This window comes from Mesorhizobium sp. C372A (assembly GCF_030323245.1).
In the GTDB taxonomy this organism is placed as follows: domain Bacteria; phylum Pseudomonadota; class Alphaproteobacteria; order Rhizobiales; family Rhizobiaceae; genus Mesorhizobium.
In genome coordinates, this window is sequence record NZ_CP100475.1 from 3,382,788 (window position 1) to 3,408,745 (window position 25,958).

The window sequence follows — 25,958 nt, forward strand, 5'->3', positions numbered from 1 at the left end:
GCCTCTCAAGCCTCCTGACCGCTCTGCAGCCGCTTGATTGCTGGCCCTGCTTGCATCCAGGAATTGGGTGATTGGACGCTGCGTATGCAACCAGAATACCTCAGAATGGTTCTAGCTATGATTTGAGCGGGATGGCAGCGAGCGCCGTCCAAAGGTGGCAATTTTTATGGACGTATCACTTTCGCGAACCGCAGACGACAACATCAAAACCGGCAAGAGCGGCTTGCTGCTTGTCTCGGACAATTATGACGCTTTCGCTCTGCGCGTGCTGGCCGCAAGGAGCGCTGAGCGCAGCCTCGACCTGATGTACTACCTTTGGCATGATGATCACACCGGCCGCTTGCTGCTTCGCGAGGTTTTTCGAGCTGCTGAGCGCGGTGTTCGGGTGCGCATGCTCCTTGACGACGTCAATCCGCGTAAAAATGATGCGGCATATCTGGCGCTGAACAACCATCCAAACATCGAATTGAAGTTGTTCAATCCGAGCGGTATCAGGCGCGGCCGGATCATGCGTGGTGTGGAAGTGCTGTTGCGGCTCTTTGCATTGACGCGACGGATGCACAACAAGGCTTGGATCGTCGACGACAAATTTGCCATTGTCGGCGGTCGGAATGTTGGCGATGCCTATTTCGATGCGGCAGAAACCAATTTCCGGGACCTCGATCTGCTGCTCCTGGGGCCTGCGGTACGGCAAACCGCGGCGATATTCGATGCCTTCTGGGCTTGCAATGAAGCCAAGCCAATCAAAACCCTGGGATCAGTGGCTGAGCATGAGCATGCCAAATGGCTTGAAGGAAGCGATACCGGCCCCGATCCCAAATTCCTGAACGGCATCGGCAACCGGGGCTCGATCACAGAGTTTATTGCGGCCAGCAACGACGTTCATTGGGTGGATGGCGTGCGGGTCATTTCCGATCCGCCGGAGAAGGTTCGTGGTTGGAGACGTCGCAGCTGGCTTATGAAAGAGCTGCGTCCGATCATCCAATCCACGCGCGGGTGTCTGGAAATTGTGTCGCCCTATTTCATCCCCGGCAAAAGGGGCACAGCGATCTTGCTGGACCTTGTCGGCGCCGGTGTTGACGTTTCGGTTCTGACCAACTCCCTGGCCGCTACCGACGTGGCCGCAGTCCATGGCGCTTACGCAAGCTATCGCAAGCGGCTGCTGAGGAATGGCGTCAAAATTTTCGAGCTTCAGCCGTTCAACCGGCGCTCGGCAATCTCGGTGTTTGGCTCGAAGGGCGCCAGTCTGCATACGAAAGCTTTCACCGTCGACGACAATATCGGCTTTGTTGGTTCCTTCAATTTCGATCCACGGTCAGTGTCCTTGAATTCGGAAATGGGCGTTCTGTTTGAGGATCCGAAAATGGTCGCCGAGCTGCGGCATCGATTCCAATCGGAAATATCTCCGGAAACAAGCTATCGGCTCGAACTGAAACACAATGTCCTGCATTGGCATGGATGCGGCGAAGGCAAGATTCAGGACTATACGCATGAACCAGAAGCCGGATTTTTTCGCCGTATCCTGGCGGTCTTCGTCCGTCACCTCCCGATCGAATCTCAGCTCTAGCATCTGATGATGGCCGAGGACCTCGCGATCTCAGCGAATTGCCCTGCCGGGGATCGCGTGAGCGAAACGTGAAACCCTGATCTACCACGGGTCAGCCAGACCGCATCACACCCGGTTCTTCGACAACCGCGTCGCCAATCCCATGCTGTCCGGCGTCCGGATCACTCGGCAACACGTCGGAAAAATTGACTGTGGCGACCAGGTATCCGGCTTCATCGTAGACCTTGATAGTCGATCCCGATTGCTTGGTTCCTGACCCAGGATCCGCCGCCACCGCTACGCGCGCCATCTCTATTGCTCTCGGACTGGCCATCTCCGCACTCGCTAGCTCTTCCTCGAGAGCGGTAGTCTGGCCGGATACTGTCGTCTCAAAGCGGAATTTTGGCATGGGCAACCTCCTGTTCCTATGCAATTCCGGTGTCCGGGTTGCGTTCCAAAGAAACAGAATTGGTGGGAAGCAGCTAAGATCGCCGCGATGGCCAGACCCGTGTCGCCACGAAGGTCAGCAAACCCGTGATCACAATCCAGGCCTGCACCTCGCGTTGGATAGTTGGCCCAGGGTTCGATGTCTGTCGCGACGGGCTCTCTGCCTCCACTATCGGTTGAAGGTCGGACCGACTGCCGAGACGGACGGAATAGGCCCGCGTGAACTCGGCGCCGAGCAGGAATATCTCAGACGAATAGTAAACCCAAAGCAGCACGACCAGCAGTGCACCCGCCGCGCCATAGGAGGATGCGATCGCGCTGGTTCCGATATACCAGCCAATCAGCGACTTGCCGATGGTGAAGAGCAAAGCGGTCACTGCCGCGCCAATTGCGACATCGCGCCAAGCGAGCGACCGGTCCGGCAGGATCTTGAAGATCGCGGCAAACAGAGCGGAAATCAGCACGAATGATACAATGCCGTTTATCGACGCGAGAATGATGGTGCCGAACGGCAGATGGGCGTTGATGACAGCGCCAAGCGCGGAAATGGCGGCACTCGCCGCCAACGACACAAGCAGTAGAAATCCCAACGCTGCAACCAGACCCAGGCTGGCCGCCCGCGCCCGCACCAATCGCGACACAGACATGGGTGGTGGGTCAATCTTCCAGATTGTGTTGAGCGAAAGCTGCATTTCGCCAAACACCCCGGAGGCTGTCACGAAGAGGGTGACGATGCCCACCAAGGTGGCAAGAGTGCCGGCGGTTCTGTGAGAAGCGCTTTCGATGGTGCTGCGCAGAAGGTCGCCGGTTTGCGATCCCATCACGCCTGCGATTTCGGCCGACAGAGCGAGTTGAGCTGCTTCATGCCCAAAGACAAGTCCAGCAATCGCAACAACGATCAACAAGATCGGGGCCAGGGACGTAACGGCATAGAACGCCATCGCCGCACCGTGGCTGAGGGCATTGTCGTTGATGAATCCGAGGATGCTCTCCTTGCCAAGAACCCAGGCTTCGCGTGCCACCCGCATGGGGAATTCCTTTTACCTCAACGAGCAACCTAGTGCTGTCGGCAACGAAAGCGAGACCTGCCGCCAGTGCGCGAGGCGCGATTGCCGAGACACGCCCGCTTGTCTCTGCACCAACGGCCAGAAATGTTCCATGCGGCGCCGGAACTCGCCGGGCTCGTAATGGTTATCGGTCATCCGATTGGAGTGATCAAAAAATGCCTGATAATGAAAACCATCGCGAGACCGGCGCAACGAAGTACCCGGCTAGAACAGGTCCTGATCCTTCGGATGCGTTCTCTCAGGATGCGGCCGGCAACAAGAAACCCAAGAGTGGGGTCGGTCTGACGCGGCCAGTCAATGAGGTGGATGACAAGACGCACCAATCCGATGGCCAGAACGCCCCGGCGAGGCCGGGCGGCGGAAACACGGTCAAGCCATGAACGTTGCCAATCTTCAGCTTGAAGGGTTGATGATGGCGGTCGCGTCAATCAACAATCTGCTCGTTCACAAAGGTCTGCTGTCAATTGACGAGATCGATACCGCCCTGCGAAAGGCAGAGGCGTCCATGACAAGTGACGAGCGGACCTACGAAGATATGTCACCGGCCAACCGTGACGCGATCTGCTTCCCGATCCGGCTTCTGCAGATCGCAAACAACGCGCAAGGCGAACTGGACATCCAACCATTTTCAGAGCTTGCAAAAATGGTTGGGCAAACCAAGGAACCTTAACGTCAGCGGTGACGACACCTGTAGTCTCCGTGAAGGCCTCATTTGACGCCGATGCCACTCTGAAGCGGAAAAGCAGCATCGGCGTCGTCTCGGCTATGAACCGAACCAAATCTCACCCACTGCGTTGAGTCCCGGCGTTGCGTCATTAGTCGGGGCACTTCCATGAAAACGGGCGAGCTTTCAACCTACCGGGCCAAAAGGGATTTCGCGAAGACGAAAGAGCCCAGCGGCGAAAGCTCGATTGCGGGTTCGAACCGACTCCGGTTCGTCATCCAAAAACACGCGGCCACGCGGCTGCACTATGATCTTCGCCTCGAGCTTGGCGGGGTCTTCAAATCATGGGCTGTGACCAAAGGTCCATCACTGGATCCTCACGACAAACGACTTGCCGTGGAGGTTGAGGATCACCCGCTGGAGTACGGCGACTTCGAAGGCACGATTCCCAAAGGACAATATGGTGGCGGCACGGTGCAGTTGTGGGATCGCGGATATTGGGAACCGGAAGGCGCCATGTCTCCCGAAAAGGCGTTGGAAAAAGGCGACCTGAAATTCACGCTGCAGGGCAAGCGCCTGCATGGAAGTTTCGTCCTAGTGCGCATGAAGCATGACCGCAATGGCGGGAAGCGGACCAACTGGCTGCTGATCAAACACCGCGACAAATACGCGACAGAGGGCAATGGCGATGCCGTGCTGGCTCAGGATCGATCCGTCGCCTCGGGTCGGAGCATGGAGAGGATTGCAGCGGGGAAGGGGGCAGGTCCGAAGCCGTTCATGATGAAAGGTTCATCGTTGGCCGATGCGGATGCCGTTTGGGACAGCAAGCGCGGCCATGCCGACAAGCGCGCCGCCAGGTCGGCAAAGCCTGCTCCGCGGCCGAAGCGAGCCGCTGGTGCCTCAGCGGCGAAGATGCCCGACTTCATCCCACCACAGCTTTGCGCAACGCTTTCCCGGCCGCCGGCCGGGACGAACTGGGTTCACGAAATCAAGTTTGACGGTTATCGCGTCCAGTTGCGCGTGGAAGACAAGGACATCGCCCTTAAGACCCGCAAGGGTCTTGACTGGACGGAGAAATTTGGCGCCATCGCAAAGGAGGCCGCCAGCCTCCCCAACGTCATCATCGACGGCGAAATCGTAGCGCTTGACGAGAACGGCGCGCCCGATTTTGCCGCACTGCAGGCGGCGCTGTCGGAGCGCCGGACGAAGGACCTGATCTACTTTGCTTTTGACCTGCTCTTCGCAAATGGCGTCGATCTGCGAAAGATGCCTCTCTCACAACGGAAGGAACGTCTGAGCGAGATGCTCGGCGAAGTCGATCGCGGCGCGCAAAATCTCATCCGCTATGTCGAGCACTTCAGCAATGGCGGCGACGCGGTGCTGCGTTCTGCCTGTCGCCTGTCGCTTGAGGGGATTGTCTCCAAAAAGGCCGATGCGACCTATGTTTCGGGGAGGACCGACACCTGGGCAAAATCGAAATGCCGCGCCGGGCATGAGGTGGTCATCGGCGGCTGGTCGACGACCAACGGCAAATTCCGGTCATTCGTCGGCGTCAATCGCGGTGAACATTTCGCCTATATCGGCCGTGTGGGGACCGGATTCAGCGAGGCAAAGGTCAAGCAGCTGATGCCCAGGCTGCAGGAGATGAAAGCCGCGACGTCGCCGTTTACCGGCGATGGCGCACCGAAAAGGAATTCAACCGTCTTCTGGACGAAGCCGGAATTGGTCGCGGAAATCGAGTTCGCCGGCTGGACCGGGGGTGGCAATATCCGGCAGGCCGCCTTCAAAGGCCTGCGTGAAGACAAGCCCGCAAAAGACGTCGAGGCCGAGCGTCCAGCTGATCCTCAAGAGACGCCGATTGCCGACCCTGCCAAGGTGACTGGCAAGACAGGAAGAAGCCCGGTTGTCATGGGCGTCATCATTTCCAAGCCGGACAAGCCGCTTTGGCCGAATGCCGGCGACGGTCAGCCCGTCGACAAGCTCGATCTTGCAGAATATTTCGAGACCGTTGGCCCCTGGATGATCAGACATATCAAAGGTCGTCCCTGTTCACTCGTGCGCGCGCCGGATGGCTACGCCGGCGAGCAGTTTTTCCAGCGCCACGCAATGCCAGGCACATCCAATCTGCTGGAACTGGTAAAAGTCTTCGGCGATCACAAACCGTATCTGCAAATCGACCGCGTCGAGGGTCTGGCCGCGATCGCCCAGATAGGCGGCCTTGAGCTTCACCCCTGGAATTGCCAGCCGGGTCATCCCGAAATACCTGGCCGACTTGTCTTCGACCTTGACCCCGGTCCGGAAGTCCCTTTTGCGAAGGTGGTCGCGGCAGCCAAGGAAATGCGCGATCGTCTCGAAGATCTGGGCTTGGTGAGCTTCTGCAAAACGACGGGCGGCAAAGGCTTGCATGTCGTGACGCCATTGACGGCCCAACGCAGCAAGACGACATGGGCCGAGGCCAAGGCCTTCGCAAAGGCCGTCTGCATGCAGATGGCGGCAGACAGCCCCGATCTCTACCTCGTCAACATGGCCAAGAAGCTGCGGACATCCCGGATTTTTCTCGACTATCTCAGGAATGATCGCATGGCGACAGCCGTCGCCCCTCTCTCCCCTCGCGCCAGGGAAGGCGCGACTGTATCCATGCCGCTGACATGGGGTCAGGTGAAGGCGGATCTCGATCCGACAAAATACACCGTTCGCACGGTCCCGGGCCACCTGGAAAAGACCGTCGCCTGGGCCGACTACGACGATGGCGAACGGTCGATCAGCAGTGCCATCAAACGGATTGGTTCAGCAAAGCTCGCCGCATGACGACTTCGGTTCGCGCAAGAACGCCATGACGGCTGCGGCTACCGCGTCGGCTGCTTCTTCGACCATATGATGTCCGCAATCGATCGGTTGGCCCTTTAGTTCGGTGGTCCAGGGTCGCCAAACATCGAGCACGTTGCCGTAGAGTGCCCCAAGATCATCGCGGGCGGACCAGAGCGCCAAGGTCGGGCACGCGACCCGGCGACCAGCTTTCCTGTCGTCGGCATCGTGCAATTGGTCGATGGCCAGACCTGCCCGATAGTCTTCAAGCATGCCGTGAACAACATTCGGATCGTGGATTGCGTCCTTGTAGTCGATATAGGCCTCAGCCCCCATGGACTCGGCTGAGCCGCCATACCATGCGTCAGGATCGGCCATGATTGCGCGTTCGGGCTTGTCCGGCTGTGCGAAAAGAACCAATGCCACCAGAGCTTCGCAAAGCGGGCGTCGCAGCGTTCGAGGGCTTCCAGGATAGGGACGCTGTCCATGACGATCAGATGGCTGATCGCCGACGGGTGATCCATGGCTGTTCGGAACGCTGTGTAGCTGCCGCGGTCATGGCCTGCGATGGCAAACCGGCGAAAGCCGAGATGTCCCATGAGAGCAATGCAGTCCCTGGCCTTGGCACGCTTGGAGGATCCAGCATGGTCCACGGCGTCCGCCGGTACCGAGGACTGGCCAAAGCCCCTCAGATCGGGGCAGACAACTGTGTGGTCGGCGGCGAGAAGTGGGGCTACCCGGTGCCAGGTAACGTGCGTCCGAGGATGGCCATGCAGCAAAAGAAGCGGCGGGCCTGAACCTCCATACCTGACTCGCAGTGAGGACTCGGGCAGATCCACGGTCTCTAGCTTGAATCCTTCAAACATCCGCTTCTTTGTCGTCAGACTGTGAAAACAAGTCCCGCATGTCCATCTTCAACCCACGCCGGTGAAATTGGTTTCGGGCATTTGTCCGTTTGGAGATCTCTCTCATTCCAATGGTTCGGCCGCCGTTCCGCCAGCCCTGGCGCTGGCTTGCAGGTACGAGGCCCGAGATCCAGCCTCCTGCCTCACCGGTCTCTGGGATTGCCCAGGGCGGGGTCGCGCGCCCGGGTGTAGCCCTCGACGCGAGGCAAACCGTCATCCATCCTGATAAACGGCAGCCGCATTTCCCAATAGGCCTGGGCTTGGGGATGGAACTTCTCGGGCGCGTCCATGAATCCGATCGAGATGTAGAACTCATTTGGCAAGCCTTCATCGGTGTACCCAATCGAGGTGCCACATTGCGAACAGAAGGAGCGCACGACGCCCCTGGTTTTCGAAAATGTTTTTGGTTTGGAGCCGAGCCAATCGACCTGATCTGGACGATAGCCAATCCAGATCGTCAGTGGGCTGCCGATCGCTCGTCGGCAGTCATCGTCGTGGTCGAAACAAATCCAAAAGGGATCGCCACTGAATTCAGCTGTGATGGCTCCGCAAAAGCAATGCCCTCGATCAATCCGGGCCGGTTTTCTGATCGTCGTTCGGGGTTTGTCGTCCATGGTAATCTTCCGGCCAGCGTGGTGGCGTAACGCCGCGGACGGCAAGCAGTTCCTTTGGACGTCACAGAGCCGCAGATGCGCGCAACCGGCGGGCTGCTGGTCAATATATTTGAGGCAGATCAGGCCTTAATTTGTTGGGAACATTTTTTCAGGTCCGCACTTTGTTCGCCGTCTGACCAAAGGAGGCGACCTTGAAAACACGACGCGTCGACAGGGAAAAGATCGAGAGGGCGGATCGAGAAGCCAAGTTGCTGTTGGAAGCGGAGCGGCATGCCAGGGAAGCCAAGACGGCGCGGCTTAGAGAACAGCGACAGTTGTTGGAGGCATCGATAGCGCAGACCCCGCCCGCGCCCGTAGCCGCAAAGCAGCCGCCCCGCCAACGAAAGCCGACGCGCAAGGTAATCGAGGTGGACTGACGGTTTGGTCAGTTGGGGCTTTTGCCAAGGTGGGGAGTTGATATGACAGGGCAGGGGATCCGGCAGCATGAATACCAAAGCGGTAAGTCCGGCCGTCGCCAAAGCGGCTGCTCGGCGTGCTGGATCGGAGTCTCATCACCGGTGCGTCCGACGACGATCCTGCGAGAGCCGCTGAAAAAGGCGCCGAGCGGGCCGAGAATGCGATCCAGCGAGTCCGGCTGGACACTTACGTCGGGAACAATCGCACGCGCGGACCGTTCCCCAAGCGATCTTCACGCTCAGGATTTGCTCTTGTTGCAGCGACCGGATGAAATTTTCAACGAGGCCTCGCAAACGGTTGGTGATCCCCTTGAGCGCGACGCCTTAGGTGGGGAGGCTGAGCTAACTGGCGATCGCGCCATCCCGCGTCGTCTGGTTGTCGTCTCGAACAGGCTGGGGAACATTCGCGATCTGTTGCAAGCCGGCGGACTTGCTGTAGGCATCGGGGATGCGTTGGCCGAGCGTGGAGGCCTGTGGCTAGGAGCAAGCGCTGAGTATCAGGACTACGCCGCGAGCGACGAACCGCTGATCCGCTTGGAACGCGTGGGAAAGATCGAGACGGCTGCGCTTACCCTGCCCTATGAGGAGTATTCGCTCTATTACAATGGCTATGCCAACAGCACGCTGTGGCCGCTTTTTCATTACCGACTCGACCTGGTGAACCACCGGGCAGAGTTTCTACACGCCTACCGGCAGATCAATGCGCGGTTCGCGAAGGCGCTCGCAGGACTGCTGTCGGGCAACGACGACCTGGTGTGGGTTCACGACTACCACCTTATCCCCTTGGCCGCCCAGTTGCGGCGGCTGGGAGTCCGGAATCGGATCGGTTTCTTTCTTCACATACCGTTCCCGCCGCCCGACCTGTTTGTAGCCACGCCCGACCATGAAGAACTCATCGATGACCTGCTTCAATATGACGTCGTGGGGTTCCAGACCGAAACGGACGTGGGGAATTTCCGGCGCTCAGTGCAGGCGGCCAACTCCATTACTTTTGATATCAATGGTTCGGCTGAGATGAACGGCCGCACGGTGTTGTCGAGGTGTTTTCCGATCGGCATCGACGTCGATTCAATCGCACGCATGGCCAATGAGGCGGCGGAGGATGTGCAGATCGATTCCATGCGCCGCCAGATTCTGGGTCTCAAGCAAATCATCGGCGTCGATCGGCTGGACTACTCCAAGGGTCTTCCCGGCCGCATGGAGGCTTTCGCGCGTCTTTTGGAAAGGCATCCGGAACACGAGCGGGCGGCAACCTATTTGCAGATTGCGTCGCCGACGCGCGAGGAGGTCAGCGCCTATGCCGACATCCGGGCCCAGCTTGAAGCAACCGCCGGCGCGGTCAACGGAAGATACGCGGATTTGGCTTGGACCCCGATCCGCTACATCCACCGTGCCGTATCACGCTCTCGGCTTGCTGGCCTGTTGCGCGCTAGCCAGGTCGGATTGGTCACGCCCCTGCGTGACGGAATGAACCTCGTCGCCAAGGAATACATAGCCGCGCAGGACGAAGCCGACCCCGGAGTGCTGATTTTGTCGCGTTTTGCAGGTGCGGCTGAAGAACTTGCCGAATCCTTGATCGTGAACCCGTATGCGGTCGACGAGGTTGCCGATGCGATCGCAAAAGCGCTCGCGATGCCGCTTGAGGAAAGAATTGCAAGGCATAGTGCACTGCTCAAGCGCATCAGGCGCAATGACGCAGCAGAATGGCGGCGGTCATTTCTCGCCACGCTCGCGGGCGAGAACTAGCGCCTGGCATCGATGCCTGAATCCGTCCGTGTGTCACGCGTCCCACACGGTCATAGCCCGGCAATAACCCGGCTGGCCTAGCAGTTCGAAAGGCCTTGAAGCTGATCATGTACCTTGTCAGCCCGCATCAGAAACTTTTCGCTCGTTGCCGGAAGCGCGATAGCCCGCCTCAATCGGTGGACTATCGAAGGTTCCACGGAACACACCGCCGGTCCGGTCGTTTGGGCTCTGATAGGAGATCTGCGATGACAAGGAACCCCACGCGAAAGGACAGTGATCTCTCTGAAAAAGAGGCAATCAAGTTGGCCGAAGTCACCGACGTGTCACCCGGGCAGGCCAAAGAGCTTGCAGCCGAGCACGGCAAAGACGGCGCCAAGAAGGAAGCAAGAAATTACAAGGCGGAGGGCTGACTATGGCGGCCAGTGGATCCGCAAACGACAGAGACGCACGAGCCACCCTCTACGCACAAGGAGTAATGGAAGCCGAGCGTAAAGCGCGGGAAGAGAAAACGGCGCGATTGCGCAAAGCCCGTTTGGCGCATGAGGCGGTCAATCCGCCTGCACCCGAGCAGAAACCGGCAGTGCCGGAAACGCCAAAGCGGGTCGCCAAACCAGGCAGCCGAAAAGCTGGAGAAGATTAACTTCAGCTTTCTTCAGCTGTGCCGGTGGCCGGCGCCGGGGAAGAGCAGACCGTGCGGTCGATCTGCACGATAAATTTGTACTTCATCGAATGACACAAAGGAGTCCAGTGATGACGGAGCATGTGTCCCGGAAGGAAGAACAGCGTGGCACCCGAAATGTACTCGGGTGGGGCGTCGTCATTGCGGCTGTGATCTTCGTCGCACTGCTAGCCTTCTTTGTGTTCATACCCCTTTCAGGCGGATCGTGGCAGACATCGCCAGTAAAGCGCACCCCGGAACAGAACCAAGGCGGCAATGCCCCCGCCGAGACATCACCCGCGCCCGGCGTTAAAAAGAACCCGCAAGAAAATACCGAGATGCCAGGGCAGCAGTGATCGACCTTGGGCTGCGACCCAAGTTGGCCCTGATCTTCCTGGTCGTCTCATCGGCGTCACTCGAGGCAAATCAAGATGCCTAGCTGCAGGCCGTTCAGTTGGGATTTTTCAGCTGCTTTGACAACAGCAGTTGCTGCTGCAGCTCAAGGGCGAGCTTCAACAGCCGTTCAGGTGTTTCCTCTTCCGCGATTTCGTCGAGCAGCGCTGCGAGTGCGTCGCCCTCAACAGGATCGCGGAATGAGTCAGGTTTGGTTTGCGGAGGTTTGGCCACGAGGATTTCTAGCAGGAATGCGGCCGTATTTGCAAGACGAAGCGAAGCGCTCTTGGGGAGGGGTACCGTAGCGGGGGCGGTCGACAGGGCGGCCTGCGGCAAACTATCGGACAATCTTAATTCATGATGCCAGACCTGTCGTTGCGGAGCACCTCCTCCATGAGTGTATTGAGCCATTCGCTCAAGGGAAGGTCATGCCGCGTCGACAACCGCTCCTCCAGCGCCGCCTTCAATGTCCGTTCGACGAGGCGATCGGCCGCCTGTGGGTCGCCCAGCAGCAGCCGCGCGGACAGCCTCAGTTTTGGAAGAGCGCGGAAAACATTGTCTTCACCAAGCGCTGTTGATTGCGCGGCGAGGATCCCGGCAACCGTCCTGAACCCGGCCGGCTTGGAGAGGTTTTGGGTGTACCGGAACCGCTCCGGCAGGGTGATCTGATCGTTTCCGGAGAAGAATACGAACGGGATGCCTCTGTCCGTCAGCTCATCGGCGAGGGGAAAAACAGTCTCACCGTTAAGGTCGATGTCCAGCACCGCCCCGTCCGCTGAATCGATATATCGTCGAGCCCGGCTGACTGACGACACCGGCCCCAAAACGGTCGCCCCACAATCGCTGAAATAAGAGGCAAGTTCGCTTGCCAGCAAGAATTCGTCCTCGACGAGCAGAATTCGCATGCCTAATAACATAGCAGCCCTCCGGGCTTTAAACGGCGGTCGCGTCCATCGGTTCCGTTGCGATCGGCGGTGCGGGATGGGAATTCGACCAGGAACGGTTTACACATTGGATCGAAATCAGCGCTGCCGCGTTGCATTTCACTGAAGCAGGACAATTGATGCAAAAGCTGCCGAGGTTCCCCATAGTCGGTATTGGCGCCTCTGCGGGCGGCATTGCCGCCATGGAGGGATTTTTTCGCGGGATGCCGTCTTCGAGCGGGATGGCGTTCGTGATCGTCACGCATCTCAGCCCCGAACGGGAAAGTCTGCTGCACGAAGTGATTGCGCTTTACACCGGAATTCCGGTTCGTGTCGCTGAAGATGGAATGGGTATCCATCCTGACACCGTCTACGTGATGCCGCACAACGCGATCCTCACCATCGAAAATTCCAGCCTAAAGCTGCGCCAACCGAATTCCGTGTCCAGGGAGCGCAAGCCCATCGATATCTTTTTCAGCGCGCTGGCCGAGGATCAGGGCGAATACGCCGTCGGCGTCGTCCTGTCGGGCGGCGATTCCGACGGTACGTTGGGCATCAAGGCAATCAAGGAGAATGGCGGCCTGACGCTGGCGCAACTCTCCGACGAGTCGGGTCCGAGCAATCCCGACATGCCGCGCAGCGCGATCAGTTCCGGTCTGATCGATATCGCCATCCCAGCCGATGAGATGGGTGCGAAACTCATGGAATTTGCCCACAGCTTTGAACTGCTCGACGAGCTTGAAGCTGACGATGGCAAGGCCAGTGCTTTGAAACTCCGCAAGGGCCAGGAGGAAATCTACGCGATCCTGCGCAGCCATTCGGGACATGATTTCTCGGGCTACAAGGCCAAGACGTTCTTGCGTCGCGTCAGGCGACGCATGCAAATAACGCAGAACACCGCGATCGATGCCTATATAGAGTTGCTTCGTTCAAATGCGGAGGAAGTGCGGTCGCTGTTTCGCGACCTGCTGATCAACGTGACAAATTTCTTCCGCGACACGGACGCTTTCAAGACCCTGGAAGAAACCGTCATCCCCAAACTTTTCGAAGGCAAGGACGCCAACGATACGATCCGCGTCTGGGTGCCCGGCTGCGCAACCGGCGAGGAAGTCTTCTCGATCGGAATGCTGATGCGCGAGCATATGGATACACTTTCGGCTGTGCCGCGCATCCAGATTTTCGCCACGGACATCGATGACGCGGCGCTGGGCATCGCACGTTCGGCGCGCTATCCGGAGTCATTGCTTGCGGGCGTTTCGCCTGGACGTCGCGAACGCTTCTTCAGCAATGACGGCACAAGTTTCATCTTGAGCAAGAGCGTACGTGATCTCTGCATCTTCTCGGCGCACAGCGTCATCCGCGATCCACCCTTCTCGCGCATGGACATGGTGTCGTGCCGGAACCTCCTGATCTATTTCGGCCCCGATGTGCAAAAGCAGGTTATTCCGACCTTCCACTATTCGCTGAAGCCCGGTGGCTATCTGTTCCTTGGCACCTCCGAAAGCATAAGCCAGCATGCCGACCTGTTTGCACCGGTCGACAAGAAACAACGGATCTTCAAGGCACGAGAACATTCGGCGCCGCCGCGGCTGCCGATCTTGTTGAATGCTGCGCCTGCAACCAACTTTTCCAGCGCCAATGACACACATGCCCGCCGCGGCTTGTCTTATTCCCTAAGGCAAACCGTTGAAGCGCAGGTTCTCGAACGCTTCGCTCCGGCTCACGTCGTCGTCAATGGTGATGGAGATGTCGTCTATTACTCGGTCCGAACCGGCAAATATCTCGAGCCGCCGCAAGGGGTGCCGAGCAGACAATTGCTCACAATGGCACGCAGCGGCCTGCGTCTGGAATTGCGCGGCGCTTTGCGGGAAGCCGCCGAGGGCCGGCGCACGGTTGTGCGCGAAGCGATAGCCATTGAAGAAGATGAAGATCGTGTCCAATTCGTCACATTGACGATCGAGCCCTTGACTGATCGCGGCAGCGGCGAGCCGCTGTTTCTCGTCCTGTTCGAGCCGGTGGGCCAGCCGCAGCCGCGGCTGGAGGCTCTAAAGGTTCGACAGCCGGTGGCATCTGGGATTGCTGATTTCGAACGCGAGCTCCGCGATACGCGCGAGCGCCTGCAATCGACGATCGAAGAATATGAGACCGCGTTGGAGGAGTTGAAATCTTCCAATGAGGAACTCGTCTCGGTCAACGAAGAAGCCCAGTCCTCCAATGAGGAGCTCGAGGCCTCCAAGGAAGAAATGCAGTCCCTCAATGAGGAATTGAACACCATCAATGCCGAACTGGTTTCCAAGATCGAGGATCTCGATCGTGCCAACAGCGATCTGAAGAACCTGTTCGAGAGCACACAGATCGCGACTGTTTTTCTCGATACCAAGCTGGTTATCCGCAGCTTCACGCCGGCGGCGTCTTCGTTCTTCAACTTGCTGCCGACCGACATCGGAAGACCGCTGACCGATCTTGCCAGCCGGCTCGATTATCCGCACCTGCGCGACCATATTGCCCAGGTTTTCAGGGCCGGCGAGATGATCGAGCACCAGCTGCCGCGCGATAGCAACGGCATCCACTATCTCGTGCGGCTGATCCCCTACCGCGACAGCGCGCGGAAAATCCAGGGCGTGGTGGTGACCTTTGTCGATGTGACGACCATGGCTGAAGCCGAAGCCCACCAGCGGGTATTGATCTCGGAACTCAACCATCGGGTCAAGAACATGCTGGCTGTTACGGTCAGCATTGCCAGTCAGACCCTGAAAAATGCTCCCTCTTCGGAGGCTTTCGCCGAAGCGCTCATCGGTCGCCTGCGCGCCATGGCGCGGGCCTACGGAGTGCTCTCGCGCGAAAGCTGGAAAGAGGTCTCGGTCGAGGAAATCGTGCGGCAGGAAGTCGAGCCGTTCGGGCTGGAACGCATCAACACCACAGGCGAGGACATTCGGCTCAAGCCTCAGCAGGGCCTGTCGCTTGGCATGGTGATCCATGAACTTGCCACCAATGCTGGAAAATATGGCGCCTTGTCCGTGCCAAACGGCGTGGTGTCCGTGACTTGGTCGGCGTCGGATCACGGTTTTCAGCTCGAATGGTTAGAAAGCGGCGGTCCCGCTGTCAGTCCGCCTGAGAAGACGGGATTTGGTCTTTCGCTGGTGAAAGGCGAAATTGAGTATCGGCTTGGCGGAAATTTTGAAACATCTTTCGGTTCCGATGGTTTGAGCTTGCGGATTGAGTTTCCGTTCGATCATCGGGAGAGCGAAACGTGACTGCATCTCGTATCCTTGTCGTCGAAGATGAATGGCTGGTCGCGGAGGAGCACCGCGCAATTCTGGAAGAGGCCGGCTTCGCCATCGCCGGGCCAGTGCCGTCCGTTGCTCGCGCGAAAAAGCTGATCGAGAGTGAAGTCATATCTGCCGCGGTCCTGGACATTGGTCTCGGCGGCGAGACCAGCGCTGCCCTTGTCCCTCTTCTAGCGCAACGCGGAATTCCGTTTGTTTTCGTCAGTGGGTACACGGCATCCGACATCCCGCAGGATTTGCGTCATCACAAGATGCTGTCAAAACCCGTGTGGGCTGCTGCGCTGGTCGAGGCCGTGCGAAATATGCTCGGTGTTCAACCGACAGCTTTGGCAAGACACCAGGACAGCGGAACGGTGCCAACCCAACGAGAAGCCCGGTAACGCACTTCTCGTGGGACAAAGACACTGGTTTTTCACCAGATATGCGACGACATTCGGGTCCATGCCCGAGAGGGCGTCGCCGACAAGTGCCTGCGATCCGGCCGGCACGATTGACATGCTCCCGGTCTGGCGTATTCCAGCGCTGGGCGAAACTTGGCGACCGCGCGACGATTGGTCAGGCGATGAGCCTATCAAACAACGGGCAGTTCGCCCTCGGTTTGCCTCGCGTCGAATAGGACGCCAAGGCCGTAAGTGACGGCGCCAGCGGCAATCATCTCTGCCAACGCTGCGCTCGACACCGGGCAATGCGGCATGACTGCCTTGATCGCGAGTTCGGCATTCGCGATCGACACGAAATCGTGCCGTCGCTTACGGGTCTCCAGATATTGTTCGATCAACATCTGCAGTCGCCTTCTTTCTATTTCATCGCCAGCCATTGGTTCCTCCTGTAGACAGTCTGAAAGCCACCACGCCTAAGGAGCGGTGGCCTTGGCGGCCCTTTTTGAGGACCGTGGACTCTAGTGAGGCGGGCAGCGTTGCTGACCAGGATGTCGAGACCGCCGAGGGGCGTTGCTGCTTCATCGGCCAGCTTTCTGCAAAAGGCCTCATTGCGGATATCGCCGGCAAGCCTTTTGACCTGCCGCTTTTATTAGGTCCACCAGTTCGTCGGCGTCTTCCTGTTCTTCGGGGAGGTAGCCGAAAGCAACGTCCGCACGCTCGCGCGCGAATGCAATCGCCGCCGCACGACCAATACCGGAATCGCCGCCGGTTATCAGCGCTTTGCGGCCGGCAAGCCTGCCTGATCCTTTGTAGGTCGTTTCGCCGTGGTCCGGGCGCGGCACCATCTTGCTGGCCAAACCCGGCCACTTCTGTTCCTGTGGCTTGAAAGACGGCTGGTGATATTGCGTCACCGGATTCTGTTTGAGCATCGGGCTCGCAGGGCCCGCTTTAGCAGGCACTGTTCCCGTATCGGCTGACGCCGTGGAAGCATAAGCGGCGAGAATTCCTCCCGCCATGCTTCCGACGACAAGTCTACGCGCTGCGTCTGGTACATTGTCATGCTGGTCATGGTTCATCATGGGCTCGCTTTGACGGCAGGTGACCATTACGGAAGTGGCACCTAACCGGCCGTCGACGCGAATGTTCCCTTGTGATTGCAGTGAGGTGTGGGTCGCCTTGCCCGTCTCGGCCGTGAGGCCGCATCACCACTTTGACACAACCTCCTGATTGTCGCGAAACGTCTTGTAGAGATCCGGCCCTGCTTTCAGATCGGTCCGGTGGGTAATCACAAGGAGCGGTCGATTGCGCCGTTCTGGACCATGGCCAATAAAGGTTCCAGGTAGCGTTGCGTATGCGTCTGGCCCATCCGGAAAGCCGGTCCCTTATTCATTGCCGCCAAACGGGATGTGATCGACCAGACCAACATAGACGCCGGGAACCGAGATGGTGCCGCCCCTGCGGCAGCGATAGATTGCCTCGCGCAGCACATGCGGCCTTGGGAATGCCAGCCCTTTTGATGACGCGAATATTGGCTCAGTCGCTGGACGCCGACCCCGGCTCGGCCATCCTACGGTGCTGTTCGGCCAAGGTGCCTGCCGGCGTGACATGCGCGGCGGCGACCTGCAGCTTGTTTTTCCAACCGCTGACGACCTGTTCATCACCGGCCATCATCGCCTCGTAACCCGTCTTGGCGACATCGGCCGGATTGTCCTTTTCATCGGAGCCGACCTTGGTATCCATCATTTCAGCGCGCTCGAAGAATCGCGTCTGCGTGGGGCCGGGCATCAGCACGGTGACCGTCACGCCGCTATCTTTCAGCTCATGGCGGAGCGCGATCGAGAAGGAATCGATGAACGCCTTCGTGCCGTTGTAGACGGCCTGGAATGTGCCGGGCATGAAGCCGGCGATCGATCCGGTGAACAGGATGCGCCCGCGGCCTCGCCGGGCCATCTTGGCGCCGAGTTCATGCGCCAGATAGACCGTTCCGGTGACATTGGTGTCGATGATCCGGCGGACTTTTCGCCAGTCCTGGTCGACGAAGCCGTTGCCGAGCCCGCGTCCCGCATTGAGAAACAACAGGTCGATATCGCGATCGCCGATCTGGGAGATCAACCGATCGGCGCCCTCGACGGTCGCCAGATCGGCCTCAATGGCTTCGACCGTTACATTGCGGGTCTCAAGTGCCTCTGCCGCCTGCCGGATAGCCGGCTCGTCGGCGGCGATGATCAGGTCGTAACCGTCTTTAGCGCACAGCTTTGCGAGTTCCCTTCCGATGCCACTCGAGGCGCCGGTCACCACAGCGAGTTTGGCGTCCGTCATCATATCCTCCATCTTCGTGCCATCGGAACCACGAGTGGGCACAATTGTTCCGCGGCGTTTGGGCTGGATTGGTCGTGCGCTGTCATGACGGTCAGGCGACGGTCGTCATCGCGGTCGTTGCGCGCATTCATGGATGGGCCGTTGCGACAAAAACCGTTCTACGCCATGAGAACTCGCCATGGCCTACCTTCAAAAAGGCCCCCAAACGCATGGATTGAGTACTCAGAACGGATCAGTTGAAGTTGGAACAAGTGGCCCGGTTGGAAGTTCGAACCGTGCAGCGTTGTTGCCCTCCCATGTTGATGCTGCGCGATCGGGTCATCCCCTCAGCCCGATCTGCCCGCGCTTCTCCGCGCCAAAGAGAAGCGCGGGCCCCCCTCTTTTAACGGCTGTCCGGGATGGAGCGTTTTGTTACGTTGGACTAGCCGACCTCACAGGCTCGTCGTCGGTTTCGTTTGACGAGCTCTCCGAGCGCTCTAGATCATTGATGCCGGACGCAGTTGGTTCGGGCCGGGGAGGAAATCCGCGTGGCGCATCCAACGCGCGCTGTACCCCATAACGACCGTCATTTTCCGGTTGGCTGGCTGTGCTTGCTTCTGATGCTAGCCGGGTTGGCCGGATGCTCGTCTTCCAATCAGGTGGCGCAGCAATCACGAACAGCGGCCTCCGCGGCACAGACCGTATCGATGGTGCTGGATGCCTGGGTGGAGGGAGCGGCACCGTCCGCCTATGCCACGGCCGCACTGCACTCGGTCGGAAAAACGCTGGCCGAGGTCGAGGCGCAAATTCGATCGGCCGAGACCGCTGAACCAGCCGGGCGAGCAGGACTGACGGCAGCAGTCAACAGTTTGTCGGTGGCGGTGGCGCATGCCGAGGCGGGATTGCGGGTGAACAATCGCACTGAGGTGAAAAGCGCACAACAGGATCTTCGGGCGGCCATGCGCTCGCTCGCCGCCGCTTACACCAGCGCTTTCGGACCAAAACCGTGAAGAAGCTTCTGGAAATATCGCTTGGCGTCGTCACCAGTGTCGGAGGTTTCCTCGAAGTCGGGTCGATGGCTACGGCGGCGCAGGCGGGTGCCGCCTTCGGATTCCAGCTGATCTGGGCCATAGTTCTCGGCACCATATGCATCATCTTTTTGGTTGAAATGGCCGGTCGGTTCGCCGCGATGAGCCATCACACGATCTCAGAGGGCATTCGTGAAAGATTTGGGTTCAACGTCTTCCTATGGCCGTTGCTCGTCGTCCTTCTCGTCAATTTCATGGTGCTGTCCGCTGAGATCGGCGGTGTGGCCATCGCACTCGAACTTGCCACCGGCATAGGCTTCCAGTGGTGGGCACTGCCGGTGGCGTTGCTGGCATGGCTGCTGCTGTGGAAAGGCACGTTTGGCTTTATCGAGAAAGGCGTTTCGGTCCTCGGCCTCGTGACGCTGTGCTTCGTGGTTGGTGCGGTGATGTTAAAGCCCGACTGGACAGCGGTCGCTGGCAGCGCCGTGCCTTCGCTGCCGGCTCACGATGCCATCAATTACTGGTTCATGGCGGCCAGCATTCTCGGCGCGTCGATATCGCCTTATCTTTTCATGTTCTATTCCTCGGGAGCTATCGAGGACAAATGGGATGAAAGCCACCTTGGGGCCAATCGTGCCATCGCCGGGCTGGGCATGACCTTCGGTGGGACCATTTCGATCGGCGTGTTGATCGTCGCTGCTCTCGTTCTCGCGACGCGCGGCATCGACCAGGTGGACGACTATCACCAACTGCCGTTGATGCTGATCCCTATATTCGGCTTCTGGGGGTTCGTTCTATTCGTTGCCTCGCTCGCCATTGCCTGTTTCGGCGCCGCACTCGAAGTCGGGTTGCAACAGGCATATCTGGTGGCACAGGGCTTTGGCTGGACCTGGGGCGAGGATCGCAAGCCGCGCGATGATCCGGGCTTCAGTGCCGTCTATACGGCATCATTGTTTTTGGCCGCCATTCCGATCATGCTTGGCCTCGACCCACTGAGGCTGACCATCTTTTCCATGGCGTTAACGGCGGCGAGCCTTCCGCTGACGGTAGTTCCATTTCTCTTCCTGCTGAATGACGAACGCTATGTCGGCGAACATCGCAACGGCATCATTTCGAATGCCGCCGTTGTCTTCATTATCGCGCTTGCCTTCGTGCTCGCCGTGGTGACGATTCCGCTGCAGATATTCGGAGGCACATGATGGAATTGATGCGTGATCTCCTGGACAAGCAGGTGTTCGACCGCCGGCGGGTCAAGATCGGCAAGGTCGACGGAGTGGTGGCCGAGTTGCGGCGGGGCAAACCACCAAGGATTGTCGCGATAGAACTCGGCTCCATCACTTTGGCGCGCCGCCTTGGCGCGCGGCCCGGGGAATGGATGGCGCAACTGGCGACGAGGGTGGGTGGCAAACGCCACGCCGAGCCACACAGGATTGCGTGGAAAAAGGTGCAGGACAACGGGCTCGACATCGAATGTGACATCGAGGTGGGCGAGACGTCGATTTTCGCCTGGCAGGACTGGTTGCGCGATCATGTCATCGGGCGCATCCCAGGAGCGTGATGATGAGGACAGTCAACCTCGAACATCTTGCCGGGCGACGCGTGCTCTCGCAGCGTGGAAAGAGCATCGGTCACATCGAAGAGATTCTCGCCGAACAGCGTGGCGACGAGCTCGTCGTTACTGAATTCCACGTTGGCATCTACGCCGCGTTCGAGCGTCTGTCGGCCTCGACCATCGGCATCGCGATGCTCGACCTGTTTCGGCTGCGCCGCCGCGACGGCCTGTACCGCATTCCCTGGGATAAACTCGATATCTCCGATCCGGCGCGACCGCGGCTACTATGCCCGATGACCGAGCTTCCTGGATGGAAAGGGCAAAAGGACCTTCGGGAGTAGATGGCTACGGCTGGGAGGGCTAAGGCGCCGGCGTTTTGCCGGCGAACAGCCGTTCGTGCAGATGGCGCCTCCGCAAAGATTACTGCAGGTTCTTGCGAAGGAAGATGCGGGCGTGTCCTGGAATAACGAATTCGACCTTGCCGAATTCCTCAAACCCATGATGCCGGTAAAATTGAGGCGCCTGGAAACTGCTCGTCTCGACGACGGCTCTCTTGCATCCACGCCTAACGGCTTCCTCCTCGATCGCCATAAGAAGCTGTGATCCATAGGATCGGCCACGCAATTTTTCAGGCAAGAAGAACATGTCGAGAAACAGGAGCCCCAGTTCCGTTCTGCCCCAAATTCCACCCCAGATCTTTCCGGAGGGGTCGGTAAGCTCCGCGCCGATCACTGCCCGGTCATCGATTCCGGTTTGTTCGATGTTGTGTCGATAGAGCGCAGCGGCCGCCTGCGTTCGTGCATCCCCGTTGTGAGCCAGAGCGATTGTAAATCCTTCGGATCGAGCCGGCATGCGTTCTGCTCCTGCGTCGGAATGGTCTTGAGATTCAACCGTCAGATTAACATCAAGGCGGCCGGTTCGCTCGCAGCTCTGATCGCCGCTTCTGTTGTAACCCGTCTTGCCCACATTCCGCATCGCGATCCGCGTCGGATGCATGCAGCCGCGCCCAACATATCGCTTTGGTGTTGAACAAAGCCCATCCTGCCCTTGTCAGGTCTTATCACAATTCGTGCGCCGTCAAGAGTGTCCACCTCGACGAAGGCTGCTGCGGATCACAATCCATTACGCCGGGAACAATGAGAAAAACCTGTCGTTGGGAAAGCGATCGCAATTCGGCGATTCAAACACGGAGACTCCAATGTTGAAGAAAATTCTAGCCGCGTCGGTGATAACTATTGCCTTGGCCGGTTCCGCCTTGGCGCAGACAAATGGAACGGGTGCTGGCGGCACGGCTGGCACGGGTAATGGAACTGGTACTGGAACTGTTGGCAGCGGCGGCGCCGCTGGCAATGGCACTGGCAGCGGGAATGCGGCCGTGCCAACCGATCCGAATTCCACAAACTCGACTACAAAATCGAACGGCATGACCGACCGTTGCAAGGACGCCGCAGGCAATGACATCGATAACAACACTGCAAGTGGCGCAACGACCTCGACCGTGCAAAATTGCAACAAGTAGCCGATGGACCTAGCGGCTTCGGCCGCCCGAAGGCCCGCCATCAAGACAATGGCGGGCCTTCGAGTACGTGCCTCGCATGGCTGGATACATAGGAGCACATGTGTCCAAAGAGACCCGGCGGGCCAAACTCGATCGCTTAGCAGCCTCGATTCCGAAGCACGAATTCGAATTCCTAATGAAGATTGCAAAGCTAAGCCGTCATGACCTACTTGGCCTGATCGCTAAACACGATGGCGGCAGGGACAAGGTCTATAGGGACCTTGCGGCCCAGTTGGCAGCAACTGAGGCCGCCCCGGAGCCCGTACATGAGGCGGCAGCTGACGACGGCCAAACAGCTGGAGCATCTCCAGCCACGAACTCGCCCGCCGGCAAGTAGCGGCGAAGATCATTTCGGTGCCAGCCCTGACGCTCAACGGAAGCGACGACCGTGTCGTCCTTCCAAAGTCTTCGAATGGGCTGGACGAGCATTTCACCGCGCCTTACCAACGAGAACTGCTGGATACGGCAAGCGGTAGGCGCTTTAAGTCCGGCCCGCCATTCAGCTTCATCGGACATGCCGGAACCTGAAGCGCCGCCGCGCATTTCGTCTCCAGGCATCTTGCGGTAATCGCCAGGGAGAAATTCAGATGCAAACTTCAGGCGCAACTTCACAACACCACCTTGGCCGATTGGCCATAGAACCGTTTTCCGGCACGGTGACGGTGCGGTTTTCCGACGCCATCGTCGCAGCTACGGAGCGGGCGAAGGTCCTGCGTGAAGACGGGCACGAGCCCGTTTTCTATATCCCCTTCGAGGACATCTATTTCGATCTTTTCGAAAAGACCGACACCACCACCCGGTGCCCGCTTAAAGGCACCGCAAGCTACTGGCGTGTCCACGCCGTCGGCAGTTCTTCCGACGATTTCATGTGGGCCTACGAAACGCCCGATGCGGCTGCTCTGGCTATTGCAGGTCACGGCGCTTTCGATCCGGAAAAGGCCCGTATCGATGTCGACCCTGCCGAGGACAAGCGACACACGCCACATATCGTCGAATAGGTTTCATCAGGCAGAGACAATCACGGTAACGACAGGCGCGATGAGCATTTTCTACCAGGCGGCAAAGATTGCGGAGGAGGTTCACGCGTCGCAGCGCGATAAGACCGGGCGGCCCTACATCGAGCATTGCCGCCGTGTCGTCGACGCCGTCGAGACAATCGATCAGAAGACTGTTGCCTACCTTCATGACGTTCTTGAGAAAGGCGAAGGCTGGACCCGCGCCAAGCTCGAAGAAGCAGGCTTCGGACCTACAATTACCGCGGCGGTCGATGCCATGTCGCGCAGGCCGGATGAGGAGTATTTCGCCTTTGTCCGGCGGGCTGCGTCGAACCCAGTGGCGCTCCCCGTAAAACGCGCCGATCTGGAGGACAACATCTGGCAGTCGAGGCAGGTCGGAGCGTCGGCGGCCAAATATGAAGAGGGCCTTCGCATACTTGACCAAGAGTTCTCCCGACAATAGTGCGCGCCCGACGCTGGCATTGCATCTGCCGAAGCAGCCATCGCCTGCGAGAGCTTGCGGCGCACAGCACGTTTCGGCTCTCCTGGCCGTCAGTTTTTCCGCGCCGGCGTGCGCCTGAGGGTCCTCGCTGGACCATCGAACGTGTGATCGGGTCAAAGCTCCTCCGGAGATGGACCGCAGCGTCTCGAAAAGGAGTAACGGCCGGCTCGGAATCAGGAACTCCTCCAGCACCGGTGCGTTGACCAGCAAGCCGGGACGAGTTCCCGGCCTCCGCGGGTGGCGGGCAAGCCGCCGCCGAACCCGAACTTCTGCACAATGAAAGGTAAGGCCATGGGCTTCTTTTCGAAGGACATCAAGACACTCGACGATCTCTTCGTGCACACGCTGCGCGACATCTATTACGCCGAAAAGCAGATCGAGAAAGCGCTGCCGAAGATGATCGGCAAGGCAACCGATCCGCAATTGAAGGCCGGATTCGAAAAACACCTCGAGCAGACCAAAGGCCATATCGAGCGCGTCGAACAGGTGTTCGAATTGCATGGCGTCAAGGCCAAGGAGGTCAACTGCCCGGCGATAGACGGCATTCTGGAGGAAGCCGACGATGTGAGCGGCGACGTCGACGACAAGGAGGTTCTAGACGCGGCGCTGATAGCGTCGGCGCAGGCGGTCGAACACTATGAGATGACCAGATATGGCACGCTCATCGCCTGGGCCAAGCAGCTTGGCCGCAGTGACTGCGCCAACGTATTGGCCAAGAATCTGAAAGAAGAGCAGGCGACCGATCGCAAGCTCACCGAAATGGCGGAAAGCAAGATCAACATGCAGGCTGCCGAGTAGACCGTCCCAGGTCATGATGAGATTGGTTGAAATCTCATCATGACCTAACCCTGTTGGAGCATGATTTTTTCCAAAGCCGGCACCAGTGCTGCGTTGAGTCGATCTCCATCGTTGTCCACGGAACTTTCATGACGGGCGAATCTGCCATCTCTCGCGATCTGCCGACGAGTGTAAAATCGTCTTTCGGCGTGGCGTTGAGCACGGCGCCGATGGAAGCAAAGGCTGCCGACACGTTGCCGGCCGATGCTGGCCGATGGCAATACGAACCCAAATGGGACGGGTTTCGCTGCCTGGCCTTTAAAGCCGGCGCGGCCGTGGAGTTGCGTGCAAAATCCGGCAAGCCGTTAGGGCGGTATTTCCCGGAAGTCGTCGCGATGTTGCATGAACTGAAAACAAAAGAGTTCGTGGTCGATGGTGAGATCGTCATCGAAATTGCAGGCTCTCTTTCTTTCGACGCCTTGCAGATGCGGCTGCATCCGGCGGAAAGCAGGATCCGGAAACTGTCGGTCGCGACGCCGGCAAAGCTGATCCTCTTTGACATGTTGGCGACCTCCGAGGGCGCCTTGATGCAGCAGCCGCTCTCGGTTCGGCGCGCTGCACTCGAACTGTTCGTAAAGTCGGCCGCGCGAAAGGATCTCGAACTGTCTCGGGCGACGCGTGATTTGGCGGCGGCAGGCAGATGGCTTGGCCAATCCGGACAAGGTTCGACCGACGGGGTCGTTGCCAAGCTTCTCGATGACGAATATCGACCCGGCGAGCGCGCCATGGTCAAAGTCAAGCGCCTGCGCACGGCCGATTGTGTCGTCGGAGGGTTCCGCTACCTGGCGAATTCGCGTGAAGTCGGCTCCCTGTTGCTTGGCCTGTACGACCAGGGGCAACTCGACCATGTCGGGTTCACTTCGACGATCGCCCGGGAGGACAGGGCCAAGCTTACGCGACAACTTGAAGCTTTGCGATCGGCTCCTGGCTTCACGGGAAAAGCGCCGGGCGGTCCCAGTCGGTGGAGCACGGAAAGAAGCGGACAATGGGAGCCATTGCGGCCCGAACTGGTGGCGGAGGTGCGGTTCGATCATGTCACCGGCGATCGTTTCCGTCATGGCACCAAATTTCTGCGATGGCGTCCTGACAAAAGCCCGAAGCAATGCACGTTCGAACAGATACTTGGAAAATGAGGATTGGCGAGGCGTCGACAGGTCCACACCATCGAGACCAAATCCGTCAAGCATTCGGCGCAGCCAAATCCAGTCGCATTTCACTGGCGATCTTGAACCCGGCGGCGAGATAAACGCCTTTGCAGGAGGATGCCGGACCAAACTCGTTGTTCAGTCTGTCACCAC

At 58.9% G+C, this 25,958-nt stretch carries 27 protein-coding genes and 2 pseudogenes; 18 read left to right on the plus strand and 11 right to left on the minus strand.

Features of this window, described 5'->3' with window-relative positions; all coding sequences use genetic code 11:
* Positions 1–166: 166 nt before the first annotated feature.
* Positions 167–1,567, plus strand: a complete 1,401-nt coding sequence (locus NLY42_RS16105; RefSeq protein WP_023754454.1) for a phospholipase D family protein — start codon at positions 167–169, stop codon at positions 1,565–1,567.
* A gap of 91 nt (positions 1,568–1,658) precedes the next feature.
* On the opposite strand, the gene NLY42_RS16110 is transcribed toward NLY42_RS16105, so the two are convergent.
* Both NLY42_RS16110 and NLY42_RS16115 read right to left on the minus strand, forming a co-directional pair.
* A complete protein-coding gene (locus NLY42_RS16110; protein ID WP_023668045.1) occupies positions 1,659–1,955 on the minus strand; it encodes a hypothetical protein in 297 nt (98 codons plus the stop codon).
* Between the two features lie 73 nt (positions 1,956–2,028).
* Complete coding sequence (locus NLY42_RS16115; protein ID WP_023681152.1) at positions 2,029–3,021, minus strand: YihY/virulence factor BrkB family protein; 993 nt, start codon at positions 3,019–3,021, stop codon at positions 2,029–2,031.
* 194 nt (positions 3,022–3,215) lie between these two features.
* On the opposite strand from NLY42_RS16115, the gene NLY42_RS16120 reads away from it, so the two are divergent.
* From NLY42_RS16120 to ligD, 3 genes are all read left to right on the plus strand, one after another.
* A complete protein-coding gene (locus NLY42_RS16120) occupies positions 3,216–3,440 on the plus strand; it encodes a hypothetical protein (RefSeq protein ID WP_156933724.1) in 225 nt (74 codons plus the stop codon).
* Entirely contained in the window at positions 3,437–3,730 is a 294-nt protein-coding gene (locus NLY42_RS16125) for a hypothetical protein (RefSeq protein WP_023754453.1), read from the plus strand. Before NLY42_RS16120 ends, NLY42_RS16125 begins: the two co-directional genes overlap by 4 nt.
* Before the next feature lie 162 nt (positions 3,731–3,892).
* Complete coding sequence (gene ligD / locus NLY42_RS16130) at positions 3,893–6,532, plus strand: DNA ligase D (protein WP_023754452.1); 2,640 nt, start codon at positions 3,893–3,895, stop codon at positions 6,530–6,532.
* 95 nt (positions 6,533–6,627) lie between these two features.
* Here ligD and NLY42_RS16135 read toward each other — a convergent pair whose 3' ends face one another.
* Both NLY42_RS16135 and NLY42_RS16140 read right to left on the minus strand, forming a co-directional pair.
* Positions 6,628–7,395, minus strand: a complete 768-nt coding sequence (locus tag NLY42_RS16135) for an alpha/beta fold hydrolase (RefSeq protein ID WP_352462665.1) — start codon at positions 7,393–7,395, stop codon at positions 6,628–6,630.
* A 182-nt stretch (positions 7,396–7,577) separates the two neighbouring features.
* A complete protein-coding gene (locus NLY42_RS16140) occupies positions 7,578–8,048 on the minus strand; it encodes a GFA family protein (protein WP_023754451.1) in 471 nt (156 codons plus the stop codon).
* Positions 8,049–8,239: 191 nt separating this feature from the next.
* On the opposite strand from NLY42_RS16140, the gene NLY42_RS16145 reads away from it, so the two are divergent.
* The 3 genes from NLY42_RS16145 (at position 8,240) to NLY42_RS16155 (ending at position 11,263) form a co-directional block, all read left to right on the plus strand.
* The gene (locus NLY42_RS16145; RefSeq protein WP_023681156.1) at positions 8,240–8,464 is read left to right on the plus strand and encodes a hypothetical protein; all 225 of its coding nucleotides are present in this window, start codon (positions 8,240–8,242) and stop codon (positions 8,462–8,464) included.
* A 291-nt stretch (positions 8,465–8,755) separates the two neighbouring features.
* Positions 8,756–10,249 carry an alpha,alpha-trehalose-phosphate synthase (UDP-forming) gene (locus tag NLY42_RS16150; RefSeq protein ID WP_023754450.1) on the plus strand — a complete coding sequence of 498 codons (1,494 nt, stop codon included), beginning with the start codon at positions 8,756–8,758 and terminating at the stop codon, positions 10,247–10,249.
* 750 nt (positions 10,250–10,999) lie between these two features.
* Positions 11,000–11,263 (plus strand): hypothetical protein, encoded by a 264-nt coding sequence (locus NLY42_RS16155; protein WP_023681159.1) that lies wholly within the window; start codon positions 11,000–11,002, stop codon positions 11,261–11,263.
* Positions 11,264–11,357: 94 nt separating this feature from the next.
* Here NLY42_RS16155 and NLY42_RS16160 read toward each other — a convergent pair whose 3' ends face one another.
* Positions 11,358–11,648, minus strand: a complete 291-nt coding sequence (locus tag NLY42_RS16160) for a hypothetical protein (RefSeq protein WP_031197822.1) — start codon at positions 11,646–11,648, stop codon at positions 11,358–11,360.
* A 2-nt stretch (positions 11,649–11,650) separates the two neighbouring features.
* Positions 11,651–12,217, minus strand: coding sequence for a response regulator (locus NLY42_RS16165; protein ID WP_023668059.1), 567 nt, complete (start codon positions 12,215–12,217; stop codon positions 11,651–11,653).
* Positions 12,218–12,363: 146 nt separating this feature from the next.
* Between NLY42_RS16165 and NLY42_RS16170 the strand changes: the two genes are divergently transcribed.
* Together NLY42_RS16170 and NLY42_RS16175 are read left to right on the plus strand one after the other, a co-directional pair.
* The gene (locus NLY42_RS16170; RefSeq protein WP_023729494.1) at positions 12,364–15,477 is read left to right on the plus strand and encodes a CheR family methyltransferase; all 3,114 of its coding nucleotides are present in this window, start codon (positions 12,364–12,366) and stop codon (positions 15,475–15,477) included.
* Positions 15,474–15,890 carry a response regulator gene (locus NLY42_RS16175; RefSeq protein ID WP_023700039.1) on the plus strand — a complete coding sequence of 139 codons (417 nt, stop codon included), beginning with the start codon at positions 15,474–15,476 and terminating at the stop codon, positions 15,888–15,890. Before NLY42_RS16170 ends, NLY42_RS16175 begins: the two co-directional genes overlap by 4 nt.
* A gap of 191 nt (positions 15,891–16,081) precedes the next feature.
* Here the strand turns inward: NLY42_RS16175 and NLY42_RS16180 are convergent, their stop codons facing one another.
* The 4 genes and pseudogenes from NLY42_RS16180 to NLY42_RS16195 all read right to left on the minus strand — a co-directional run bounded on the left by NLY42_RS16180 (position 16,082) and on the right by NLY42_RS16195 (position 18,209).
* Positions 16,082–16,327, minus strand: a complete 246-nt coding sequence (locus tag NLY42_RS16180; RefSeq protein WP_023687844.1) for a hypothetical protein — start codon at positions 16,325–16,327, stop codon at positions 16,082–16,084.
* 89 nt (positions 16,328–16,416) lie between these two features.
* Positions 16,417–16,819: pseudogene (locus tag NLY42_RS16185) on the minus strand (SDR family NAD(P)-dependent oxidoreductase); the annotation flags it as partial.
* Positions 16,820–17,084: 265 nt separating this feature from the next.
* Positions 17,085–17,386, minus strand: a pseudogene (locus NLY42_RS16190) (glutathione-dependent formaldehyde dehydrogenase); the annotation flags it as partial.
* A 37-nt stretch (positions 17,387–17,423) separates the two neighbouring features.
* Entirely contained in the window at positions 17,424–18,209 is a 786-nt protein-coding gene (locus NLY42_RS16195; RefSeq protein WP_027048652.1) for an SDR family NAD(P)-dependent oxidoreductase, read from the minus strand.
* A 527-nt stretch (positions 18,210–18,736) separates the two neighbouring features.
* Here NLY42_RS16195 and NLY42_RS16200 point away from each other — a divergent pair.
* The 4 genes from NLY42_RS16200 to NLY42_RS16215 are packed head-to-tail and all read left to right on the plus strand — an operon-like array spanning position 18,737 to position 21,109.
* Positions 18,737–19,198 (plus strand): hypothetical protein, encoded by a 462-nt coding sequence (locus tag NLY42_RS16200; RefSeq protein WP_245263532.1) that lies wholly within the window; start codon positions 18,737–18,739, stop codon positions 19,196–19,198.
* A complete protein-coding gene (locus NLY42_RS16205; RefSeq protein WP_023754447.1) occupies positions 19,195–20,415 on the plus strand; it encodes an NRAMP family divalent metal transporter in 1,221 nt (406 codons plus the stop codon). Before NLY42_RS16200 ends, NLY42_RS16205 begins: the two co-directional genes overlap by 4 nt.
* Positions 20,412–20,774 (plus strand): hypothetical protein, encoded by a 363-nt coding sequence (locus NLY42_RS16210; RefSeq protein ID WP_245260251.1) that lies wholly within the window; start codon positions 20,412–20,414, stop codon positions 20,772–20,774. Before NLY42_RS16205 ends, NLY42_RS16210 begins: the two co-directional genes overlap by 4 nt.
* Positions 20,775–20,776: 2 nt before the next feature.
* A complete protein-coding gene (locus NLY42_RS16215) occupies positions 20,777–21,109 on the plus strand; it encodes a hypothetical protein (protein WP_023681169.1) in 333 nt (110 codons plus the stop codon).
* A gap of 79 nt (positions 21,110–21,188) precedes the next feature.
* Here the strand turns inward: NLY42_RS16215 and NLY42_RS16220 are convergent, their stop codons facing one another.
* A complete protein-coding gene (locus NLY42_RS16220) occupies positions 21,189–21,764 on the minus strand; it encodes a GNAT family N-acetyltransferase (protein WP_023681170.1) in 576 nt (191 codons plus the stop codon).
* A 202-nt stretch (positions 21,765–21,966) separates the two neighbouring features.
* On the opposite strand from NLY42_RS16220, the gene NLY42_RS16225 reads away from it, so the two are divergent.
* The 5 genes from NLY42_RS16225 to NLY42_RS16245 all read left to right on the plus strand — a co-directional run bounded on the left by NLY42_RS16225 (position 21,967) and on the right by NLY42_RS16245 (position 25,793).
* Positions 21,967–22,287, plus strand: a complete 321-nt coding sequence (locus NLY42_RS16225; protein ID WP_023807304.1) for a hypothetical protein — start codon at positions 21,967–21,969, stop codon at positions 22,285–22,287.
* A gap of 626 nt (positions 22,288–22,913) precedes the next feature.
* Positions 22,914–23,324 carry a DUF427 domain-containing protein gene (locus tag NLY42_RS16230; protein WP_023725490.1) on the plus strand — a complete coding sequence of 137 codons (411 nt, stop codon included), beginning with the start codon at positions 22,914–22,916 and terminating at the stop codon, positions 23,322–23,324.
* Between the two features lie 40 nt (positions 23,325–23,364).
* Complete coding sequence (locus NLY42_RS16235; protein ID WP_023681173.1) at positions 23,365–23,784, plus strand: HD domain-containing protein; 420 nt, start codon at positions 23,365–23,367, stop codon at positions 23,782–23,784.
* A gap of 330 nt (positions 23,785–24,114) precedes the next feature.
* Positions 24,115–24,621: a YciE/YciF ferroxidase family protein gene (locus NLY42_RS16240; RefSeq protein ID WP_023668075.1), complete on the plus strand. Its 507-nt coding sequence runs from the start codon at positions 24,115–24,117 to the stop codon at positions 24,619–24,621.
* 128 nt (positions 24,622–24,749) lie between these two features.
* Positions 24,750–25,793, plus strand: a complete 1,044-nt coding sequence (locus NLY42_RS16245) for an ATP-dependent DNA ligase (RefSeq protein WP_050591101.1) — start codon at positions 24,750–24,752, stop codon at positions 25,791–25,793.
* Positions 25,794–25,958 lie beyond the last annotated feature (165 nt).

Excerpts from the sequence above, each read along its gene's own strand:
- NLY42_RS16135 (WP_352462665.1), bottom strand. The coding sequence starts at position 7,395 with ATGTTTGAAGGATTCAAGCTAGAGACCGTGGATCTGCCCGAGTCCTCA.
- NLY42_RS16165 (WP_023668059.1), bottom strand. The coding sequence starts at position 12,217 with ATGTTATTAGGCATGCGAATTCTGCTCGTCGAGGACGAATTCTTGCTG.
- NLY42_RS16125 (WP_023754453.1), top strand. The coding sequence starts at position 3,437 with ATGAACGTTGCCAATCTTCAGCTTGAAGGGTTGATGATGGCGGTCGCG.
- NLY42_RS16105 (WP_023754454.1), top strand. The coding sequence starts at position 167 with ATGGACGTATCACTTTCGCGAACCGCAGACGACAACATCAAAACCGGC.
- NLY42_RS16215 (WP_023681169.1), top strand. The coding sequence starts at position 20,777 with ATGAGGACAGTCAACCTCGAACATCTTGCCGGGCGACGCGTGCTCTCG.
- NLY42_RS16140 (WP_023754451.1), bottom strand. The coding sequence starts at position 8,048 with ATGGACGACAAACCCCGAACGACGATCAGAAAACCGGCCCGGATTGAT.
- NLY42_RS16180 (WP_023687844.1), bottom strand. The coding sequence starts at position 16,327 with ATGGCTGGCGATGAAATAGAAAGAAGGCGACTGCAGATGTTGATCGAA.
- NLY42_RS16170 (WP_023729494.1), top strand. The coding sequence starts at position 12,364 with ATGCAAAAGCTGCCGAGGTTCCCCATAGTCGGTATTGGCGCCTCTGCG.
- NLY42_RS16120 (WP_156933724.1), top strand. The coding sequence starts at position 3,216 with ATGCCTGATAATGAAAACCATCGCGAGACCGGCGCAACGAAGTACCCG.
- NLY42_RS16240 (WP_023668075.1), top strand. The coding sequence starts at position 24,115 with ATGGGCTTCTTTTCGAAGGACATCAAGACACTCGACGATCTCTTCGTG.
- NLY42_RS16220 (WP_023681170.1), bottom strand. The coding sequence starts at position 21,764 with ATGCATCCGACGCGGATCGCGATGCGGAATGTGGGCAAGACGGGTTAC.
- NLY42_RS16110 (WP_023668045.1), bottom strand. The coding sequence starts at position 1,955 with ATGCCAAAATTCCGCTTTGAGACGACAGTATCCGGCCAGACTACCGCT.
- NLY42_RS16210 (WP_245260251.1), top strand. The coding sequence starts at position 20,412 with ATGATGGAATTGATGCGTGATCTCCTGGACAAGCAGGTGTTCGACCGC.
- NLY42_RS16195 (WP_027048652.1), bottom strand. The coding sequence starts at position 18,209 with ATGACGGACGCCAAACTCGCTGTGGTGACCGGCGCCTCGAGTGGCATC.
- NLY42_RS16235 (WP_023681173.1), top strand. The coding sequence starts at position 23,365 with ATGAGCATTTTCTACCAGGCGGCAAAGATTGCGGAGGAGGTTCACGCG.
- NLY42_RS16115 (WP_023681152.1), bottom strand. The coding sequence starts at position 3,021 with ATGCGGGTGGCACGCGAAGCCTGGGTTCTTGGCAAGGAGAGCATCCTC.
- NLY42_RS16155 (WP_023681159.1), top strand. The coding sequence starts at position 11,000 with ATGACGGAGCATGTGTCCCGGAAGGAAGAACAGCGTGGCACCCGAAAT.
- NLY42_RS16230 (WP_023725490.1), top strand. The coding sequence starts at position 22,914 with ATGCAAACTTCAGGCGCAACTTCACAACACCACCTTGGCCGATTGGCC.
- NLY42_RS16245 (WP_050591101.1), top strand. The coding sequence starts at position 24,750 with ATGACGGGCGAATCTGCCATCTCTCGCGATCTGCCGACGAGTGTAAAA.
- NLY42_RS16225 (WP_023807304.1), top strand. The coding sequence starts at position 21,967 with ATGTTGAAGAAAATTCTAGCCGCGTCGGTGATAACTATTGCCTTGGCC.
- ligD (WP_023754452.1), top strand. The coding sequence starts at position 3,893 with ATGAAAACGGGCGAGCTTTCAACCTACCGGGCCAAAAGGGATTTCGCG.